Genomic DNA, 18945 nt, shown 5'->3' with positions numbered 1-18945 from the left:
CTCAATATAATCATTCTTTCTTTTTTTAAATCCTTCACAACTCATGAAAATAAACACAAAAAAGAAACAATCTTTCTTAATAAGATATAATTAAATATTAATTTAAAAAATGTATGTCATTTAATTAAATAATAATTCAACACTGCGATTGTGAATTTTTTGTTTTTCGATATGATGAACGAAGTTAGGAACAACCAGCAAATTATAGGTTAACCACCGTATGCCGAGTTTAAATACTGCACGATTAATTGCTTTCATCACACCGCTATTTTTAAGCGGTTGTTCTAGTATTATGACTCATGCTGGCCCTTCCGATGGCTATTACCCTGGCTCTAAAAACAGCATTAAAATGATTAAAGATGATGAGACTGGCTGGGTAGTTAGGCCACTTCTTGCAATTGACCTCCCATTTTCTGTCGTTATGGATACACTTCTAATTCCTTTAGACTATGCAAGATCAGGTGATGACGGGAAAGAAGACTCCCCTAAAAAACGTTTAGAAGATATTGATAAAAAAGAAAAAACAGAAATGAAAGAATAGTATCCATTCAGAATAAAAATTTATCTTATTCACTAATTTAAATGTGGAATAAATAGTACCTGAGTTAGTTTCTATTTATTAGTTATACGCGCTTTTAGCGTTATTTTTTCGAAAAAACAATACACCACTATAACTTAACTAAAATACCCCCACATTGAATATCCAGCTTTTAAAATTATATTGTTAAAACCTAAAATAATTAGAATACCATTCAGAATAAAATAAAGTTATTTATGAATAAAAGAGCTTACAACTTCTCTTTTATTCATAACGATAGTGAACCACTGATAAAAACCTAACAAGGTAGTCCTGTTTCTACAGTATAAATTTGCCTGAACCCATCAACATCCCGCATAAAGGCAATAAGCTTGCCATTCGGTGAAAATACAACTGCATCAGCGCTAGGTGCTGGCTCAGTATGCTCAGTTAATTTAATTAACTTTTTTGTCGCAATATGGCAAATGGTCACTCTATTTTCGTAAATGAAACAAATATGCTCACCTTGGCTATCCCAATTAAACGCAGATTGTATCGAAGAACCACCATAAGTAAGCTGATTTAATTTTCCCGTTAGTATATCGACTAACCATAGCTGCACATTGCCAAAATCATCATGCATCAAGCAAGCGATTGATTTACCATCTGGTGATGTACGTAACCAATGCCTCGGCTGTTTTGCTAACCCCGGATATTTACGTTGATGCGTATAAGTAAGCCGCTTTTGGTGTACACCTTTTGGTGGAGCTGGCAAAGTCGATTCTGTTCCCTGAAGTGGTTTTTCCCCTGCAATCATGTAACGTTGAAGCTGTGAAGATAAATCCACAATGAAAATTTCTGGAATTACCTCACCATCATGAGTATGTGTATCCCCAATAAAAACAAGCGCCCTTTCTTGCCATTGACCATCTTGTTTTTGGTAACCTCGTAGCCCAACCCAGCCTTCCTCATATGCACGGCTAATTTCATCGCTATCAGGCTTAGGCTCCGCTGTTGTCTGAGTAACAACACAACAAAAGTAGTCACCATTATATTCACGACTATGTTTTTTCGGCTCAACATTAACAGCCCCAGCGGGTATCGCAATCGCGACATTTCGCTGATCCAGCTTCACATCTAACTCATGCATCACATGATCGTTATACGTAAAACTTAGCCATTCACCGTCAGGGCTATACACATGGACATGGGTTCCTCCCCTAAGAGCTCCGACAATATAAGGGGGAGAAATACACATCGCATCAATAGGGTAAGCCACATTCAGTTGATCATCATGGACGTACACACCGCGACGATGGTGAAAATCATAATGCCATTGTTCATCAGGATATTCTGGACCATGAATAAATGCATATTGAGGAGGTTGCTGTGAACTCACTGTCACAACACCAACATGCGCACCATGGCGAGCTCGATAAATTTCGACCTCTTGCAATGTATTTACATGAATTTTTTCTATCGATAAGCCAGTAAATGAACTGCCACTTGGTCGCACATCATAAGCTATCCACTGACTATCAGGTGTCCATACATTAATATTTGTGAGTTGGTGGCTGCGCTTATCATTCGTTAAACGTATTTCTTTATAAGGTAATTTACTATTCAATCTGTTATCCTTTCACTTCATTTAATATAGCTATCGGATTACTTTAACTAATCTATTTTGTATAGTGCTAGAAAATTTCAGTCGAGAAATTTCAAAAGTAATATTACCCTTTAGCAATAACTTTAATATTGAATAAAACCATTATGTTATTAAGTGTGCTTTATATTATTGGTATCACCGCTGAAGCTATGACTGGCGCACTTGCCGCTGGTAGACGTAAAATGGATGTTTTCGGTGTCATTATTATTGCCTCTGCAACCGCGATAGGCGGTGGCTCTGTGCGCGATATCTTACTTGGACACTACCCATTGGGTTGGGTCGCACACCCAGAATATATCCTAACGGTTGCAGGTGCCGCTGTTGTCACGATCTGGATAGCACCAATGATGAAGCACTTACGCCGTCTATTTCTTATTTTAGATGCTATAGGATTAATCGTTTTCTCTATCCTTGGCGCTCAAATCGCACTTGATATGAATTATAGCCCTATTATTGCTGCAATTGCTGCCGTTATTACGGGTGTATTTGGTGGAGTCCTTAGGGATATGCTGTGTAATACCATTCCCTTGGTTTTCCAAAAAGAAGTCTATGCTGGAGTCTCTTTTGCAGCCGCATGGATTTATATTGGCTTATTACAAACTCCACTTCCCCAAGATGTCGTCGTTATTATTACCCTCGTAGTTGGGCTAAGTGCGCGATTAATTGCGATTCGTTACCGACTTGGATTACCGATATTCAACTACGAAAACCAAGACTAACTTCCATCTTATTTAGCCATTAATTCATTCAGTTAATGGCTCATTTACATGAAATTTCTGTATATCCTGCAATGCAGATTGAATTTCAGGTTCAGCTAACCATTTTTCTAGCTTTTCCTTTTGCTTACGAGTCAGAATTAATCGCTCAATTTCAACGCTATTAGAAAGCCACTCTAAATCTATAATTTGCTCAATTTTTATTTTGGGTAAGGGGATGCCTAACCCTTTTAACCATAAAGAAAGGGGTTGAGATTTGACCAATTGAATTTGTTCTATTAAAGAGGTATTTCTTTTGTTTTTCGGTAATGAATTTTGCCAATCCTCTCGTAACCAAGTCGTCAACTCATTTAGCTGGTGGTTTTCAACCCAATCCCGCCACGTAACATCACTCACTCCTTTAATTTTTAAGCTTTTACCCAGCCAAGTTAAACGAGCAGCAAATTGTTGTAGACAATGTTCTGTATAGGTGAGACAACTGAGCGAGTTGAAACGATTAAAAGCAGAAAGGTCTGGGTAGACACGTGTTTCAAGTCGCCAAACAACATCGTCTATTTTAGGTGTTCCAAGACCCGAAAGGGAAACCATCACTTTATCCCCCTCAAGTAAGTCTTTTTTTTCCCATGATGCCAATGACCCAACACTCACTTTGGATATGTTCTTTCCTTCAATGTTGATTGGGCTAACCGTCGCAACAACACTGACCCGCCCTGTTCGACCAATTTTAAACTGTAAGTGCTTAACCTCTGAAACCACACTACGCAATGGGTATTTCCATGCCACAGCCCAGCTATTTTGATTTGGTTGCCATGCAAACACATCTGGAAATGGATAACTTTTTAGTACGATGCCATCCGTAGCAAAAGGCAGATTACTTTGATAATAGTGCTCACGCCATTGCTTTACTTGGGCTTTGTTTTCAATTTTGTGACTATATTTTTTTACTAAGGGAAACCCTAGCAAATCTAGATGCTCAAATTGCTTTTCAGGTTCTGATTCACCATCTGGCCACGCCCAAATAAAAATTCCAATATTGGGTTCAGTTTTTTTAGGGTTTTTCTTGCGCATTAGCCAACCCGCTATTTTATTACGAGCGTTTATTCCTCCATCCCTTGCTTGTATGTGTCCATTCAGTTGCCAAAAAAGCTCACCTTGTAAAATAACCTCGTTTTGTAAATCAATTTGCTTTGGTATAGCCGAAATAAAGTCTGCTTTACCGCGCCACTCGAGGCCTTCAGTGCCGTTTCCACGGCTGATCATGGAAATGAGGTAACCTTTTTGATAGACAAGGGTAACTGCCACACCATCAACTTTAGGCTGTAACCAAATTTCACGACGAGAGTCGACCCATTCATCTACCTTAGATTCTGTGAGTTTTTTCAACCCTGTATGGGGAATTGGGTGTTTAGTCAGCTGTACTTTTTTAGATAGTACAACAGCAGGAAGCTCTGCAGAGAGCCGCAAGCAGCGGCGTAAAAATTGCCATTGATGAAGTAATTGGTCATAAGCTTCATCACTTATTTGGCTATTTCCAGATAATCGATAAACCTGATTCCATTGCTGTAGCTGAGCGCCTAGCCGATCACTTTCTCTCTCAGTTTTACTTATACTACCTAATTTGCAGCGCTCATCTAATTCAATATTACTGACAGCAAAGGCTATATTTCCAATCTCTAAAAAACCAATAGCACAAAAGCCTATAATAAACGCTAAATTACCCCTAAATGTATCCATAAAATATGCCATAACAATTCCTTGTGAATAATTAACTTCTCCATATTCCCACTACCTTTGATCCCTTTAAGCATGAAAGTATTTTTCTTAACCCTCACACTAAAATGTGTTTTTTTGCGAAAGGCTTCGCAACACAAATAAGATTTTCAGGAATAAACAATTAATTTCTGGAAGCGGCTCGCAAATTACTCATAGATCAAATTTCTATTCTCTGTTATTCATGTTTTATTGATATCGCTGCATTGTTGATGGAAGTATGTGTATACTATGTGGGGTTTATCACCATCTTTTATGTTTAATCCTCGACTATTCAAGAAATCATCATGATACAAGGTACGTTATATATTGTTTCTGCGCCTAGTGGTGCCGGTAAATCAAGCCTCATTCAGGCTCTATTGAAAACACAACCGTTGTATGACACACAAGTTTCTGTTTCTCATACAACACGAGCCGCACGCCCTGGCGAAGTTCATGGTGAGCACTACTTCTTTGTATCAGAAACTGATTTCTTACAAATGGTCGAAAATGGTGACTTTTTAGAGCACGCTTGTGTCTTTGGAAATTACTATGGGACGTCTAAACCTATTATTGAGGACGTTTTAAAAAGCGGAGTGGATGTTTTTCTCGATATAGATTGGCAGGGAGCGCAACAAATCAGGGCTAGAATGCCAGAAGCGCGCAGTATTTTTATTCTCCCACCATCAAAAGACGAACTTTATCGCAGATTACGCGGCCGAGGCCAAGATAGCGATGAAGTGATAGAAAAACGAATGTCACAAGCAGTAGGTGAAATCGAACACTTCAACGAGTATGATTACCTTATCGTTAATGATGATTTCAATACTGCATTAGGCGATTTACAATCCATTATCCGCACTGAACGCTTAAGATTAGGGCGTCAAGTTCAGAGACATGATGCTTTAATCAGCAAATTACTAGCAGACTGAGAATAGTTTCAGTATCATATCAGGTCATTTTTTTATTTCTTTTGGAGTAGCACACTTATGGCACGCGTAACTGTTCAAGACGCAGTAGAAAAAATTGGTAACCGCTTTGACCTCGTATTGGTTGCAGCGCGTAGAGCTCGCCAGTTACAAACCGGTGGAAAAGATCCTTTAGTTCCTGAAGAAAACGATAAATACACAGTTATCGCGCTACGTGAAGTAGAAGAAGGTTTAATTAACGGCCACATTTTGGATGTGCGTGAACGCCAAGAACAGCAAGAGCAAGAAGCGGCTGAAATGCAGGCAGTTTCTGCAATCGCTGAAGGTCGTCGCTAATTACTAAGGTGGGTCTGCCTTGTATCTGTTTGAAAGCCTTAATTTAGTTATTCAAAAGTACCTCCCTAAGGAGCAAATTGAATTACTAAAACAAGCCTATGTTGTCGCACGGGATGCCCATGAAGGACAGACCCGTTCAAGTGGTGAGCCTTATATTACTCACCCTGTCGCTGTTGCTTGTATTCTTGCTGAGATGCGCCTGGACCATGAAACACTAATGGCTGCGCTACTTCATGATGTGATTGAAGATACTCCAGCAACATTTCAGGACATAGAAGAATTGTTTGGAACAACCGTCGCAGGTCTTGTTGAAGGTGTTTCCAAACTTGATAAGCTAAACTTTCGCGACAAAAAAGAAGCTCAAGCAGAAAACTTCCGCAAAATGATTATGGCGATGGTCAAAGACATTCGCGTCATTTTGATAAAACTGGCAGACCGCACTCACAACATGCGCACTCTTGGCTCACTAAGGCCAGATAAACGTCGCCGCATCGCTCGTGAGACCCTTGAGATTTATAGCCCACTGGCACATCGACTGGGTATACATCACATAAAAACAGAGCTCGAAGAGCTTGGTTTTGAAGCGCTTTACCCTAACCGTTACCGAGTTATCAAAGAAGTCGTTAAAGCGGCTCGTGGTAACCGTAAAGAGATGATTCAAAAAATTCTCTCTGAGATTGACGGTCGGCTCACTGAAGCAGGCGTTCCTTGTCGTGTCAGTGGTCGAGAAAAACACTTATATTCTATCTACCGCAAGATGCACCAAAAAGAGCAGCGTTTCCATTCCATTATGGATATCTATGCTTTTAGGGTTATCGTTAAAGACGTAGATACTTGCTACCGTGTTTTAGGTCAGATGCATAGCTTATACAAACCGCGTCCGGGGCGTATTAAAGACTATATTGCCATCCCTAAAGCCAATGGCTATCAATCCCTCCATACCTCCTTAATCGGCCCCCATGGCGTGCCCGTTGAAGTCCAAATTCGTACAGAAGATATGGACCAAATGGCAGAAATGGGAGTTGCAGCTCACTGGGCTTATAAAGAGCAAGGTGAACAAGGCACGACCGCCCAAGTCAGGGCGCAGCGTTGGATGCAAAGCCTGCTTGAATTACAGCAAAGTGCGGGTAGTTCATTCGAATTTATCGAAAGCGTGAAATCAGATCTATTCCCTGATGAAATTTACGTTTTCACCCCTGAAGGTCGTATTGTTGAATTACCAACGGGTGCAACCCCTGTTGATTTCGCTTATGCAGTGCATACCGATATTGGACATGCCTGCGTTGGTGCACGTGTTGACCGCCAACCGTATCCACTTTCGCAGTCATTAACAAGTGGCCAAACTGTTGAAATCATTACGGCACCTGGTGCGCGTCCAAATGCCGCTTGGCTTAATTTTGTCGTCAGCTCAAAAGCTCGAGCCAAAATTCGTCAATTACTGAAGAACTTAAAACGCGAAGACTCGATTAACCTTGGTCGCCGACTGCTTAACCATGCGCTGGGGGCTGGAAATAAACTGACCGATATTCCACAAAGTCATATCGATGCAGAACTGGCGCGTATGAAGCTCAACTCTATTGATGACCTACTTGCTGAAATTGGCTTAGGCAATGCAATGAGTGTTGTTGTCGCGCGTAACTTGCAGAATAACCCGCAGAATACACCAGAAGACCACGTTGTCGTTGAAAGCCGTAATAAGCTCTCTATTAAAGGTGCGGATGGCGTCTTAATCACTTTTGCAAAATGTTGTCGCCCAATTCCTGGTGACCCTATCGTGGCACATATTAGCCCCGGTAAAGGGCTGGTTATCCACCATGAATCTTGCCGTAATATTCGTGGCTACCAAAAAGAGCCTGATAAGTTTATGGCCGTTGAATGGGATAACGAAACAGACACCGATTTTATTGCTGAAATCAAAGTAGACATGATTAACCATCAAGGTGCATTAGCAAACCTCACGGCTGCAATTAATGATGCCAACTCAAGCATTCAGAGTATGAATACTGAGGAAAAAGATGGTCGTGTGTACTGTGCCTTTATCCGCCTTACCACTAAAAACCGTGTTCAGTTGGCAAACGTTATGCGTAAAATACGTATCATGCCAGATGTTCTACGCGTAAGCCGAAACCGTAACTAACGAATATGAATGAACGCCGCTATCGCCGCATTTGCCAAATGATGGCGATGCGGCAGCCAGACCTCACAATTTGCCTTGAAGAAATCCATAAACCCCATAATGTTTCTGCGATAGTCCGTAGTGCTGATGCTGTTGGTATTCACCAAATCCATGCTATTTGGCCTGATCAACACGTCAAGCTATCCGTCTCTTCTGCCGCGGGCAGTAACAGTTGGGTAAAAGTCATCTCTCATCAGTCAACTGAAGAAGCTATTTCACAAATAAAATCGCAAAACATGCAGATATTAGCGACAAATTTGTCCGATCATGCCGTTGATTTTCGTGAAATTGATTACACCCGCCCAACCTGTATTATGATGGGACAAGAGAAAAAAGGTATTTCGCAAAAAGCACTCGCATTGGCGGATAAGCACATCATCATTCCGATGGCAGGTATGGTGCAATCGTTGAATGTTTCTGTCGCCTCTGCCTTAATACTCTATGAAGCGCAAAGACAACGGCAGTTAGTGGGAATGTACGATCGCGAACACAGTACGTTGTCGGCACAAGAGCAGCAGGAGTGGCTGTTTGAAGGGGGTTACCCCGTGCTTGCCGAAGTCGCTAAACGCAAAGGTTTACCGCGCCCCTATATCAATGAACAAGGGCAAATTGAAGCCATTGATGATTGGTGGGTACAAATGCAACTAACCGAAAAAATGAAAAGACAACAGTTTGGTTAAGGAAAAGGAAAGAATATGAATAATGGGTTACTTGATACCATTTTACTGACGTCTTTGCATGGAATTGGTGCAAGCCAGTCAGAAAAAATGCGTAAAATCGGTTTGAATACCGTTCAAGACCTACTTCTTCACTTTCCCCTACGCTACGAAGACCATACGCGTTTGTTCCAAATCAAAGACCTTTTACCCGGAACAACCGCCACGATTACCGGTGAAGTACTCCAAACAAAAGTGGTTTTTGGCCGAAAGCGCATGATGACCTGCCTCATAACTGATGGCACTGGCAACTTAACATTGCGCTTTTTTAATTTCTCTGCTGCGATGAAAAACAACTTAGCAGAAGGCCGACAAGTTACCGCCTATGGGGAAATTCGCAGAGGTAATACAGGCCCTGAAATTATTCACCCTGAATATAAAGTCTCCCAAGATACGGGCAACATCGCGTTACAAGAAAACCTTACCCCGGTTTACCCTACAACTGAAGGCGTTCGCCAAGCTACGTTACGTAAAGTAATGGCTCAAGCTCTGGTGATGCTTGATAACGGAAAGATTAAAGAATTACTCCCTGAAGAGCTGAGCCGTGGCATGATAAGTCTGCCTGATGCAATAAGACTCCTTCATAATCCACCACCGAATGTAGCACTCAGTGAATTAGAAAAAGGCCACCACCCAGCACAAAAGCGTTTGATACTTGAAGAATTGTTAGCTCACCACTTAAGCATGTTAGCGATTCGAGCAGGTAACGAACGTTTGTATGCACAGCAGCTAACCTCTAGCGGCAAACTAAAAGCACAGTTACTCGCACAGCTGCCTTTCTCACCAACCAATGCGCAAAACCGTGTGGTGGGGGAAATTGAAGCGGATCTTGCGAAAGATTCACCAATGATGCGCTTAATTCAAGGGGATGTGGGATCGGGGAAAACCCTTGTCGCTGCACTAGCCGCCGTCTGTGCTATCGAGAATGGTAAACAAGTCGCCTTAATGGCACCCACTGAAATTTTAGCAGAGCAACATGCTAATACCTTCAAACAATGGCTCGAACCATTAGGCATCAAAGTCGGTTGGCTTGCGGGCAAGCAAAAAGGCAAAGCACGGGAACAGCAGCAAGAGGCTATCGCAAATGGTGAAGTTTCGATGGTGATTGGTACTCATGCCATTTTTCAAGAGCAAGTTAAGTTCCATGCTCTTGGGTTGGTTATCATTGATGAACAACACCGTTTTGGCGTCCATCAGCGCCTTGCTCTGCGTGAAAAAGGAGAACAGCAAGGGTTTCACCCTCACCAACTCATTATGACCGCTACGCCAATCCCACGTACATTGGCGATGACCGCCTATGCAGATTTAGATACTTCGGTGATTGATGAACTCCCGCCAGGGCGAACGCCCGTCACGACCGTCGCCATTCCTGATACACGGCGCAATGATATTATCGAACGTGTACGACAAGCCTGTATTGATGAAGGTCGCCAAGCCTATTGGGTCTGTACGCTCATCGAAGATTCCGAGCTATTAGAAGCGCAAGCGGCTCAGGTAACCAGCGAAGAATTGGCGCTTGCGCTCCCTGAGCTTAAAGTGGGTTTAGTCCACGGGCGAATGAAGCCTGCGGAAAAACAAAGCATTATGGCGGCATTCAAAAATAATGAAATTCAATTATTAGTGGCGACCACTGTTATTGAAGTCGGAGTTGATGTCCCGAATGCCAGTCTAATGATTATTGATAACCCTGAACGTTTAGGCCTTGCACAGCTTCACCAGCTAAGAGGTCGCGTAGGTCGTGGCGCGATAGCTTCTCACTGTGTTCTTTTGTACAAGACGCCTCTCACACATACTGCAAAACAACGCCTACAAGTTTTACGTGATAGCAATGATGGCTTCGTCATCGCCCAGAAGGACTTAGAAATTCGTGGACCAGGGGAGTTATTAGGCACGAGACAAACAGGTAATGCTGAATTTAAAGTGGCTGACTTACTTCGTGATCAATATATGTTGCCAGAAGTGCAACGGATCGCCCGCCATATTCAACAACAATACCCTGAGAATGCTCAACAAATTATTGAACGCTGGCTGCCTGAGCGCGAGCAATATGGACATGCTTAAGCTGCAATCAACCTTCTGAATACTTCCCTTTAAACGAAAATTGCCGTGAACTTATTCACGGCAATACCTGTTTTACTATCAATGATTAGAATATAAATTATCCCGCAATTGTCGGGAAAATGGGTAACATCAAATACAATTTGATGACAATAGCATTCACAATATCAATAAAGAATGCACCAACCATTGGCACAACTAAGAATGCTAAGTGAGATGGCCCCAATCTATCCGTTACGGCTTGCATATTGGCAATCGCCGTTGGCGTCGCACCTAGACCAAAACCACAATGCCCCGCTGCTAAGATGGCTGCGTCATAGTTTTTACCCATCACACGGAAAGTGACAAAAATTGCATACCCTGCCATCACACAGGCTTGTACCGCAAGAATGACAATCATTGGAATCGCCAATGATGCTAATTCCCATAATTTTAAGCTCATTAATGCCATGGCTAAAAATAGCGATAAACTGACGTTACCTAATACGGAAACAGCTCGGTCAAACACCCGATAAAAACCTAGTATGGATAAGCCATTACTGAGGATCACCCCAACAAAAAGAACACACACAAATTTTGGTAAAGCAAAAACAGTTTCCGCTAATAAACCAGAAAGGTAGCTACCCACCAATAAACATATCGCGATTAAGGCAATGGTTTCAATCAGTACCATTGAGCTTATCATGCGACCTGATTGTGGTTTTTCAAACGCTGTTGGTACATCTTTATCGTCTTCTAAGGTACCCGGCGTTGGAATATTTCGTGTTAGGAAACGTGCAACAGGGCCACCAATCAATCCACCTAAGACTAACCCAAATGTTGCACATGCCATTGCGACTTCAGTTGCACTTTTAAAACCATAACTCTCGGAGAAGATTTTACCCCATGCCGCGCCCGTACCATGGCCACCAGAGAGAGTGATTGAACCAGCAAGTAACCCCATCAATGGGTCTAGCCCCAGTAGTTTAGCAAGGGCAATCCCCACTGTATTTTGGACAAGCAATAAACCAACAACCACAAAAATAAAGATAAACAGGGCTTTACCACCTGCTTTCAAACTCGCTAGGTTGGCATTTAAACCAATGGTGGCAAAGAAAGCCAACATCATCGGTTCTTGCAGTGATAAGTCGAAAGATAAGCTCCAGTCAAACATTTGCTTCAGCAAAAGTAGACTAAAAGCAACTAACAATCCGCCTGCAACAGGCTCTGGAATTGTATATTTTTCTAAAAAAGGAACGGTTTTAACGAGTTTCCGCCCAAGCAGTAGTACTAGTGTTGCTGCTACCAAAGTCCCGTAGACATCAAGATGATACATTTACGTACCTCGACTATTGTTAAAATTATAAAATATTAGTAAGACGTTAATATCTTCCTTAAAACGCCAAAAACAGGTGAACAGATTAGAAAAAAAAACTGTTATAAATACAAGTTAAAAGATATAAAAATGTGATGAACTTAGTTTAACTATTTACAATATTTATTTTGCGCAAACGATTGCTTTTTAATTTAGTCGCTTTACAATGCGTTTTTTGTTGGTGGGAAATGAAGGCAATGAATACAGCAACGTCTGAAAAACAAAATACAGAATCAACCATAAATACCCAGAGCGAGCTCATCTATAAATTAGAAGATAGGCCACCGCTTCCCCAAGCATTATTCGCTGCTGGGCAGCACCTTCTCGCGATGTTTGTTGCTGTCATCACCCCTGCCATGCTCATCTGCCAAGCCCTCGGCTTGCCTGCACACGATACGCAACGCATTATTAGCATGTCTCTATTTGCTTCTGGTGTTGCTTCGTTGATTCAAATTAGAGCGTGGGGGCCGATTGGTTCAGGGTTGTTATCTATTCAAGGAACCAGTTTCAACTTTGTTGCACCTTTAATCATGGGCGGTGTTGCACTCAAACAAGGTGGAGCGGATATCCCGGCAATGATGGCGGCATTATTTGGTACGTTATTAGTTGCTGCACTCACTGAAGTCATTTTATCTCGCTTCTTGCATTTAGCACGCCGCGTCATTACCCCGCTGGTGTCTGGTGTCGTCGTGATGATTATTGGGTTATCGCTGATCCAAGTTGGGCTAACCTCCATTGGCGGTGGCTATAGCGCAATTAGTGATAACACCTTTGGTTCCCCCGACTATTTAATTTTGGCAGGCATCGTTCTTGCGGTCATTATTTTGCTTAATCGCCAAAAAAATCCGTATTTACGCGTTGCTTCGCTGGTAATTGCAATGGCGGTAGGCTACCTTGCCGCGTGGTGGATGGATATGTTGCCAAATGCACAACCGACTGAGCCAAACCAATCCTTTATTACCGTTCCAGAGCCTTTTTATTACGGGCTGTCATTTGACTGGAATCTGTTAGTCCCACTGATTTTAATCTTTATGGTGACCTCTTTGGAAACCATTGGTGATATCACCGCAACCTCTGACGTTTCTGAACAACCTGTCCGCGGCCCACTTTATATGAAACGCATTAAGGGCGGTGTATTAGCAAATGGCTTAAATTCAATGGTTTCTGCCGTATTTAATACTTTCCCTAATTCCTGTTTTGGTCAGAACAACGGGGTTATTCAGTTAACGGGTGTGGCTAGCCGCTATGTGGGTTATATCGTCGCATTAATGCTTGTTTTGCTGGGGCTATTCCCTGCTGTTGCGGGTTTTGTACAGCAAATCCCTGAGCCTGTTCTTGGCGGTGCAACTATTGTGATGTTTGGTACCATTGCAGCATCTGGCGTGCGTATTGTTTCCCGTGAGCCACTCAACCGCCGAGCGATTATGATTATCGCGCTGTCCCTTGCTGTTGGCATGGGCGTTTCACAACAGCCGTTAATTCTGCAATTTGCCCCTGATTGGCTGAAAACCTTGTTTTCTTCTGGTATTGCCGCAGGCGGATTAACCGCAATTGTGCTGAATTTAGTTTTCCCACTCGAAAAATAATCTTTCATCTAAACCGCTAGAGTTGAATATTCTGGCGGTTCTTCTGTATGCTATCCTTAAATTGTCGCGATATTAAACGCATTTCCCCACAAATTTGAGGAGCAGTTAGCTGTGAAATGGTTAATTAAATTTGTTACCTATACATTATTGCTACTGCTGCTATTGTTTATCGCCGCCTATATTGGGTTACAAACGCGATGGGGCGCTTCCTATTCGAGCCAATTCCTTAGCAAATTTACTGACTACGATATCCATGTAGGGATTATGGGTCATGAATTTTCCAATCCTGGGGAATTCATCTTCCAAGATGTTAAATTAACTTCACAAAACAAAGATTTATCCTTAGATGCACGCCAAATCGTGGTTGATGTGAATTGGCGCAATATTTTCAGTGGCACAGCAATTCACCGCTTCGTTATTACACAAGGTGAACTTTCAGCCACCGTATCCCCTGAGTCAACACCGCTGCCTATTTCGGCGGGTATACTGCAATTTGAAAATAGCCAATTAACCCTGAAACAAGGCGATAAAACCATTTCCGCCGCAGGCTTTACGGGGGGGATCACGCCATGGAAACCCACCGTTAATCACCCGTTTGGCTATGGTGATTTTCGTTTTACCTCCAATCAATTAAACATCAATGAATTACCGTTTAAAAATGTAGCGCTAACTGGAAAGCTGCAAGAGCAAGTCACAGAAATCAGCAAAGCGAGTGCCTACCTAAATAACGGCTATATTTCGGGTGAAGGTAAAGTATTTGCTGATGGGGCAATTACGATTGACTCATTGGCAATGAATAAGGTTGGCTGGGAAAACAGTGTTGATTTCGATTCATTATTTGATGTGATTAATAGCGATAAAACCATTCAAATCAAAAACCTTGAATTAACCAATGTTGATATTCAAGGTAAAGACTGGGCGCTTTCAGGGCTGAGTACAGAAATCGATCAACTCAGTTTGGTCAGAGGCAGTTGGACAAGCCCCAAAAGTAAAACCAGTTTTAACGTTGACCAGTTGGTCATCAAAGACCAGCAGCTCAGCACGCTAATTGGTGACTTGAACATTGATGGCGACAAACTCAACATCAATAAACTCTCAGGTTACTATAACAAAGGTGTATTTAATTTAAGTGGTGTTTGGCAACGTAATGACCAACTTCTTACCATTAATGAAGGTAAGCTAGGCGGCATTTTATATACCTTACCAGAAACATGGCTCACTTTTTTTGCTGAGCCCGCGCCATCTTGGTTATCTGGCTTATCCATCAAAAAATTCACGGTCTCTCAATCATTGCTGATGAATATCCAGCCAGAGTTCCCATTCGAATTCACGGCCTTAAGTGGCAACATTGAAGATGTTGACCTCATCAAGCAAAAACAATGGGGAGTTTGGAGCGGAAAGGCGACATTCAACGCCGATAGCGGCACAATTAACCAAGTTTTAGTTCGTCGCCCATTCTTAGAAATACGTCAAAGTGGGAAATCTTCTGCGGCAGCGAGTTTGACAGTCAGTACGGAAAGAGGCATCAGCAAGATTGGTGTATTAGTGAAACAAGAACCGAAAAAAGTCCCGTTTTTATTGCGTGCCTCAGGGACTAATATTGATTTAATCGATTTAAATCAATGGGGATGGTCAGGTTTCCCAGCGCAAGTTGTCGGGGATTTTGATGCAACACTACAGGGCGATTTCCTCGCACCTTCAGTTGCCAAAAGTTTAAATGGCGAACTGATGGCGGTGCCACTTCAAGGTAAGCGCTCATATCGCACGGTAGTAAAAGGGGTTGTGACCTCTTCAGTGGAAACACAAGAAGACGTACCAAATATGGAAACAACGCCAGTGTCACAAGATGCAACACCACAAGTTCCTGCTTTAATGGCTCAATAGCGAACAAGTAAGAGGCAGGTCATATGACCTGCCCTCTACATATTATTCAACCGACAATAATATGTTCTATTTTGTTTTCTCGACAGGCAACACCATATACACCCCGGCGAACACTGCACCAACCTGGTTGTCTGGGTTGCTCACTTCCACTTTTAGTTTTACGCGTGCTTTACTACCCCGCGCTAAGCGGTCGAGGTCGCCACTCATATTCGCTAAGTCTGCAATGGCTGTTGGCCTACCACTCACTGGCTTACCATAGCGGATATTGGCATCCACTAACACAATGTCACCACCAAGTTGGTGCTCTTGCATTAACAGCCAAATCAACCCCCAGCCTGTTAATGTAGCAAGTGAAAATTGGCTACCTGCAAAAATGGTTTCATGGGGATTTTGATTACCCGCTTCTGGCATCGTCGTAATAAAACGGGTTCCTGTGTATTGTTCGATGCGAACACCCATTTTTTCACTTAACGGAATGTATTTATACCATGCTTGCTGTAACTCACCACACCAATCAGGGCGATGCAGAATTTGGTCTAGGGTTTCAATCGGCTTGATCATTAAATAATGACGCACAGGCGTTTTAAGTTGCCCTGCAACTTGCCCCCTATTTTCAAACCCCATCTTATTAAAGAAAGGAACGGCTTCTTCACGCACGCTCGAAACAATGCGTTTTACGCCTTCTTGCCGTGCAACCGACTCCAACGCCATAATAATCAGCTTACCCAGCCCTTTACTTTGCATGACAGGGTTCACGGCGAGGAAGCGAATTGCACCCTCGTTATCGGCATTAATATATAAACGGCCAATCGCTAAAATACGGTTTTTATCATCCACCACCATTTGGTGGTGAGCCGTTAAATCATAACCGTCTTTTTCAGAACCAAGGGGTTGATTAAAGGGCTTTCGCAACATTTCCCAACGAAAGTGGTAATAAGTCGCAAATTCAATTTCATCTTTCGGTGTACGTAAATGGTACATCGGCTCCCCCTTTTAAAATGGAATCACACTTGCAGCCAGAAGGTCACAGGGCCGTCATTGGTTAAGCTCACTTGCATATCAGCAGCAAATTGCCCCGTTTGGGTTGTGATGCCCTGTTGACGGCTTTGTTCCACAAAATATTGGTACAGTTTATCGGCTTTTTCAGGCTCTGCCCCCCCAGAAAAACTGGGTCTCATGCCTTTTTTGGTGTCCGCCGCTAACGTGAATTGTGAAACAACCAGTAAACTGCCCCCTGCTTGCTGAACATTCAGGTTCATCTTCCCTTGTTCATCACTAAAAATACGGTAGCCCAGTACCTTTTCACATAAGCGTTTTGCTTTTTGCTCGTCATCGTCTTTTTCGACGCCAAGCAGAACCAATAAACCAGTGTCTATTTGCCCAACCGTTTGTTCATCAACAACAACACTCGCGTGAGTGACTCTCTGAATTAATGCAATCATGATTACTCTGCACAAAAAGATGGAGCAACGTTAACCGTTGCTCCATCATCAATATCAAATGTTATTCAACTTCAGCACTAAAATCGTAAGTACGGAAATATTCAGGAACAGTATCTTTATTCACGACATGAACGCCATGGATACCAAGGGCTTGAGCCGCCTTAACATTTTCCTCTACATCATCGAAGAAAACCGCATCTGCCGCGTCAAACTCTTCAGATTGCAGAACATATTTGAAGATTTCAGGATCAGGCTTACGCATGCCTAAATCTTGGGATAAATAAAGAAAATCGGAGGAAGCTGCAATTTCTGGGTAGTGTTCTGGCCAGTAGTCTAAATGTAGACGATTGGTATTCGATAAGACGACAACACGGTGGCCTTGCTCACGTAGGCGTTCCATAATATCAATCACTTCTGGTCTTAACGAAATAAAAATAGCGTGCCAGCCTTCAGCAAAATCTTCAAAGCTCAGCGTGATCCCCATTTCTTCACAAAGTAGCTCTGCAAACTCTATATCTGAAATTTTCCCACACTCATGTAATTGAAAGATATTACCAAAAGTAAACCGTGATTTGATTTCTTCACTTGGCGTCCCGCTCAGTTCAGACCATTTATCAAACACACGATTAAAGTCGATATCAATAATCACATTACCCATATCGAAGATATACAGCATAAATTTTCCTCTTTGTTATTCACTAAATTTACTTTAATCATTATTCGTCCAACTGAACAGCCCTAATTGGTGATAATTCACGTTATTTTGTCAATTTATCGATTGAGCACTTAAACCAAAAAATCGCAGCTGATCTAACTATTTTTACTGTAAATACAATACTGAAACTATTTATCACGTTTATGCAGGTTCGTGATTACGGCAATAAATACGGAATAACCGCGCTAAATGCTCCCCTGCGGGAGTCAACGTTGCATCCCGACGCTGCACGAGGGCAAATGTCGCATAAGGTAACTTTTCGATTAAATCCAATGCGATATACCGCTGCTCAAAGAGAGGTTCATCCACCGTATCTATTGACACAATGGTCAAAAAATCACTTTGTGCGACTAAACTTAAGCAACCAATTAAGGTTTCACAAGTCACACTAAAATCCATGGGCTGCTCCATCATGGAAAACACATCGGCGAGCTGCTTGTAATATGTGCCCTTTGGGGTAGGCATCGTCCAATCACAGTCCACGAGCTCAGTAAGCGATTTAGCATGCCGTAAGGGGTGATCTTTGCGCATAATCACTTTGTATTCTTTTTGCATTAGCCGCTCAAAATTAAACTCTGCATCCAAGCTACCGGGGTAATAAGTGTTAATCGTGAAGTCCAGTTCCCCTTGCCTCAATTGAGTTAGCATCGTTAATAATTGCCCCTCCATAATGCGCAATTTGATATTGGGATAGTCACGATGAAATTGAGTCACCACTTTTGGCATTAACGAACGAGCAATACTGCCTGCAACACCGATATTCACCGTTCCACCAATCAACCCGATACGCTGTGAAATCTCTTCTTGCCCGACCCGTAATTCTTCAAGAATTAAACTCGCACGGCGTAAAAAACCCTCCCCACATTCCGTTAAATAAATCCCTTGGTTACTGCGAATAAACAGTTTAGCCCCCAAGCTGCTCTCTAATTCACGAATGGATTTAGTCAATGCAGGCTGAGAAAGCTGTAGAAAACGGCTGGCGGCTCGAATACTGCCATGGCGGCTAATTTCAACGAATGCCCTGAGCTGATTTAATTTTATGGGTGGTGCCATATCAATACCTCGATAACTTTTAGTTATATAGCCAAAGATAATTGTATC

Annotated in this window: 16 protein-coding genes; 9 read left to right on the top strand and 7 right to left on the bottom strand. The window is 42.3% G+C overall.

What is annotated here, in order from left to right:
• The first annotated feature begins 220 nt into the window (after window positions 1-220).
• Window positions 221-541 carry a YceK/YidQ family lipoprotein gene (locus ABWP91_RS15315; protein ID WP_353243980.1) on the top strand — a complete coding sequence of 107 codons (321 nt, stop codon included), beginning with the start codon at window positions 221-223 and terminating at the stop codon, window positions 539-541.
• Between the two features lie 295 nt (window positions 542-836).
• Here the strand turns inward: ABWP91_RS15315 and ABWP91_RS15310 are convergent, their stop codons facing one another.
• Entirely contained in the window at window positions 837-2144 is a 1308-nt protein-coding gene (locus tag ABWP91_RS15310; RefSeq protein ID WP_353243979.1) for a YidR family protein, read from the bottom strand.
• 143 nt (window positions 2145-2287) lie between these two features.
• On the opposite strand from ABWP91_RS15310, the gene ABWP91_RS15305 reads away from it, so the two are divergent.
• Entirely contained in the window at window positions 2288-2902 is a 615-nt protein-coding gene (locus tag ABWP91_RS15305; protein ID WP_353243978.1) for a trimeric intracellular cation channel family protein, read from the top strand.
• A 24-nt stretch (window positions 2903-2926) separates the two neighbouring features.
• Here ABWP91_RS15305 and ligB read toward each other — a convergent pair whose 3' ends face one another.
• Window positions 2927-4633: an NAD-dependent DNA ligase LigB gene (ligB, locus tag ABWP91_RS15300; RefSeq protein WP_353243977.1), complete on the bottom strand. Its 1707-nt coding sequence runs from the start codon at window positions 4631-4633 to the stop codon at window positions 2927-2929.
• A 323-nt stretch (window positions 4634-4956) separates the two neighbouring features.
• Between ligB and gmk the strand changes: the two genes are divergently transcribed.
• From gmk to recG, 5 genes are read left to right on the top strand one after another with little or no spacing between them, the layout of a single operon-like run.
• Entirely contained in the window at window positions 4957-5580 is a 624-nt protein-coding gene (gene gmk, locus ABWP91_RS15295; RefSeq protein ID WP_353243976.1) for a guanylate kinase, read from the top strand.
• Window positions 5581-5637: 57 nt separating this feature from the next.
• Complete coding sequence (gene rpoZ / locus ABWP91_RS15290; RefSeq protein ID WP_004262665.1) at window positions 5638-5913, top strand: DNA-directed RNA polymerase subunit omega; 276 nt, start codon at window positions 5638-5640, stop codon at window positions 5911-5913.
• Between the two features lie 19 nt (window positions 5914-5932).
• The gene (gene spoT, locus ABWP91_RS15285; RefSeq protein WP_353243975.1) at window positions 5933-8050 is read left to right on the top strand and encodes a bifunctional GTP diphosphokinase/guanosine-3',5'-bis pyrophosphate 3'-pyrophosphohydrolase; all 2118 of its coding nucleotides are present in this window, start codon (window positions 5933-5935) and stop codon (window positions 8048-8050) included.
• A 5-nt stretch (window positions 8051-8055) separates the two neighbouring features.
• Entirely contained in the window at window positions 8056-8769 is a 714-nt protein-coding gene (trmH, locus tag ABWP91_RS15280; protein ID WP_353243974.1) for a tRNA (guanosine(18)-2'-O)-methyltransferase TrmH, read from the top strand.
• 15 nt (window positions 8770-8784) lie between these two features.
• Window positions 8785-10866 (top strand): ATP-dependent DNA helicase RecG, encoded by a 2082-nt coding sequence (gene recG / locus ABWP91_RS15275; RefSeq protein ID WP_353243973.1) that lies wholly within the window; start codon window positions 8785-8787, stop codon window positions 10864-10866.
• A 97-nt stretch (window positions 10867-10963) separates the two neighbouring features.
• Here recG and gltS read toward each other — a convergent pair whose 3' ends face one another.
• Entirely contained in the window at window positions 10964-12178 is a 1215-nt protein-coding gene (gene gltS, locus ABWP91_RS15270) for a sodium/glutamate symporter (protein ID WP_353243972.1), read from the bottom strand.
• A 236-nt stretch (window positions 12179-12414) separates the two neighbouring features.
• Here gltS and ABWP91_RS15265 point away from each other — a divergent pair, with 236 nt between their 5' ends.
• Together ABWP91_RS15265 and ABWP91_RS15260 are read left to right on the top strand one after the other, a co-directional pair.
• Window positions 12415-13803, top strand: a complete 1389-nt coding sequence (locus ABWP91_RS15265) for a uracil-xanthine permease family protein (protein ID WP_353243971.1) — start codon at window positions 12415-12417, stop codon at window positions 13801-13803.
• A 111-nt stretch (window positions 13804-13914) separates the two neighbouring features.
• The gene (locus ABWP91_RS15260; protein ID WP_353243970.1) at window positions 13915-15687 is read left to right on the top strand and encodes a translocation/assembly module TamB domain-containing protein; all 1773 of its coding nucleotides are present in this window, start codon (window positions 13915-13917) and stop codon (window positions 15685-15687) included.
• A 66-nt stretch (window positions 15688-15753) separates the two neighbouring features.
• Here ABWP91_RS15260 and fabY read toward each other — a convergent pair whose 3' ends face one another.
• From fabY to ABWP91_RS15240, 4 genes are all read right to left on the bottom strand, one after another.
• The gene (gene fabY / locus ABWP91_RS15255; RefSeq protein WP_353243969.1) at window positions 15754-16668 is read right to left on the bottom strand and encodes a fatty acid biosynthesis protein FabY; all 915 of its coding nucleotides are present in this window, start codon (window positions 16666-16668) and stop codon (window positions 15754-15756) included.
• Window positions 16669-16691: 23 nt separating this feature from the next.
• Entirely contained in the window at window positions 16692-17129 is a 438-nt protein-coding gene (dtd, locus tag ABWP91_RS15250) for a D-aminoacyl-tRNA deacylase (protein WP_353243968.1), read from the bottom strand.
• Window positions 17130-17190: 61 nt separating this feature from the next.
• On the bottom strand, window positions 17191-17805 hold the full coding sequence (gene yihX, locus ABWP91_RS15245) for a glucose-1-phosphatase (protein WP_353243967.1): 615 nt from the start codon (window positions 17803-17805) through the stop codon (window positions 17191-17193).
• A gap of 180 nt (window positions 17806-17985) precedes the next feature.
• Complete coding sequence (locus ABWP91_RS15240) at window positions 17986-18897, bottom strand: LysR family transcriptional regulator (protein WP_353243966.1); 912 nt, start codon at window positions 18895-18897, stop codon at window positions 17986-17988.
• Window positions 18898-18945: the final 48 nt, after the last annotated feature.

Source organism: Providencia sp. (assembly GCF_040396775.1).
Lineage (GTDB): Bacteria > Pseudomonadota > Gammaproteobacteria > Enterobacterales > Enterobacteriaceae > Providencia.
The sequence above is the reverse complement of the archived record's forward strand: the minus strand, read 5'-3'. Positions and strand labels throughout refer to the sequence as shown.

What these genes read in the sequence shown, in the direction of transcription:
- ABWP91_RS15240 (WP_353243966.1), bottom strand. Translation starts at nt 18,897, where the DNA reads ATGGCACCACCCATAAAATTAAATCAGCTCAGGGCATTCGTTGAAATT.
- ABWP91_RS15305 (WP_353243978.1), top strand. Translation starts at nt 2,288, where the DNA reads ATGTTATTAAGTGTGCTTTATATTATTGGTATCACCGCTGAAGCTATG.
- ABWP91_RS15315 (WP_353243980.1), top strand. Translation starts at nt 221, where the DNA reads ATGCCGAGTTTAAATACTGCACGATTAATTGCTTTCATCACACCGCTA.
- ABWP91_RS15265 (WP_353243971.1), top strand. Translation starts at nt 12,415, where the DNA reads ATGAATACAGCAACGTCTGAAAAACAAAATACAGAATCAACCATAAAT.
- dtd (WP_353243968.1), bottom strand. Translation starts at nt 17,129, where the DNA reads ATGATTGCATTAATTCAGAGAGTCACTCACGCGAGTGTTGTTGTTGAT.
- ligB (WP_353243977.1), bottom strand. Translation starts at nt 4,633, where the DNA reads ATGGATACATTTAGGGGTAATTTAGCGTTTATTATAGGCTTTTGTGCT.
- fabY (WP_353243969.1), bottom strand. Translation starts at nt 16,668, where the DNA reads ATGTACCATTTACGTACACCGAAAGATGAAATTGAATTTGCGACTTAT.
- recG (WP_353243973.1), top strand. Translation starts at nt 8,785, where the DNA reads ATGAATAATGGGTTACTTGATACCATTTTACTGACGTCTTTGCATGGA.
- gmk (WP_353243976.1), top strand. Translation starts at nt 4,957, where the DNA reads ATGATACAAGGTACGTTATATATTGTTTCTGCGCCTAGTGGTGCCGGT.
- yihX (WP_353243967.1), bottom strand. Translation starts at nt 17,805, where the DNA reads ATGCTGTATATCTTCGATATGGGTAATGTGATTATTGATATCGACTTT.
- trmH (WP_353243974.1), top strand. Translation starts at nt 8,056, where the DNA reads ATGAATGAACGCCGCTATCGCCGCATTTGCCAAATGATGGCGATGCGG.
- rpoZ (WP_004262665.1), top strand. Translation starts at nt 5,638, where the DNA reads ATGGCACGCGTAACTGTTCAAGACGCAGTAGAAAAAATTGGTAACCGC.
- gltS (WP_353243972.1), bottom strand. Translation starts at nt 12,178, where the DNA reads ATGTATCATCTTGATGTCTACGGGACTTTGGTAGCAGCAACACTAGTA.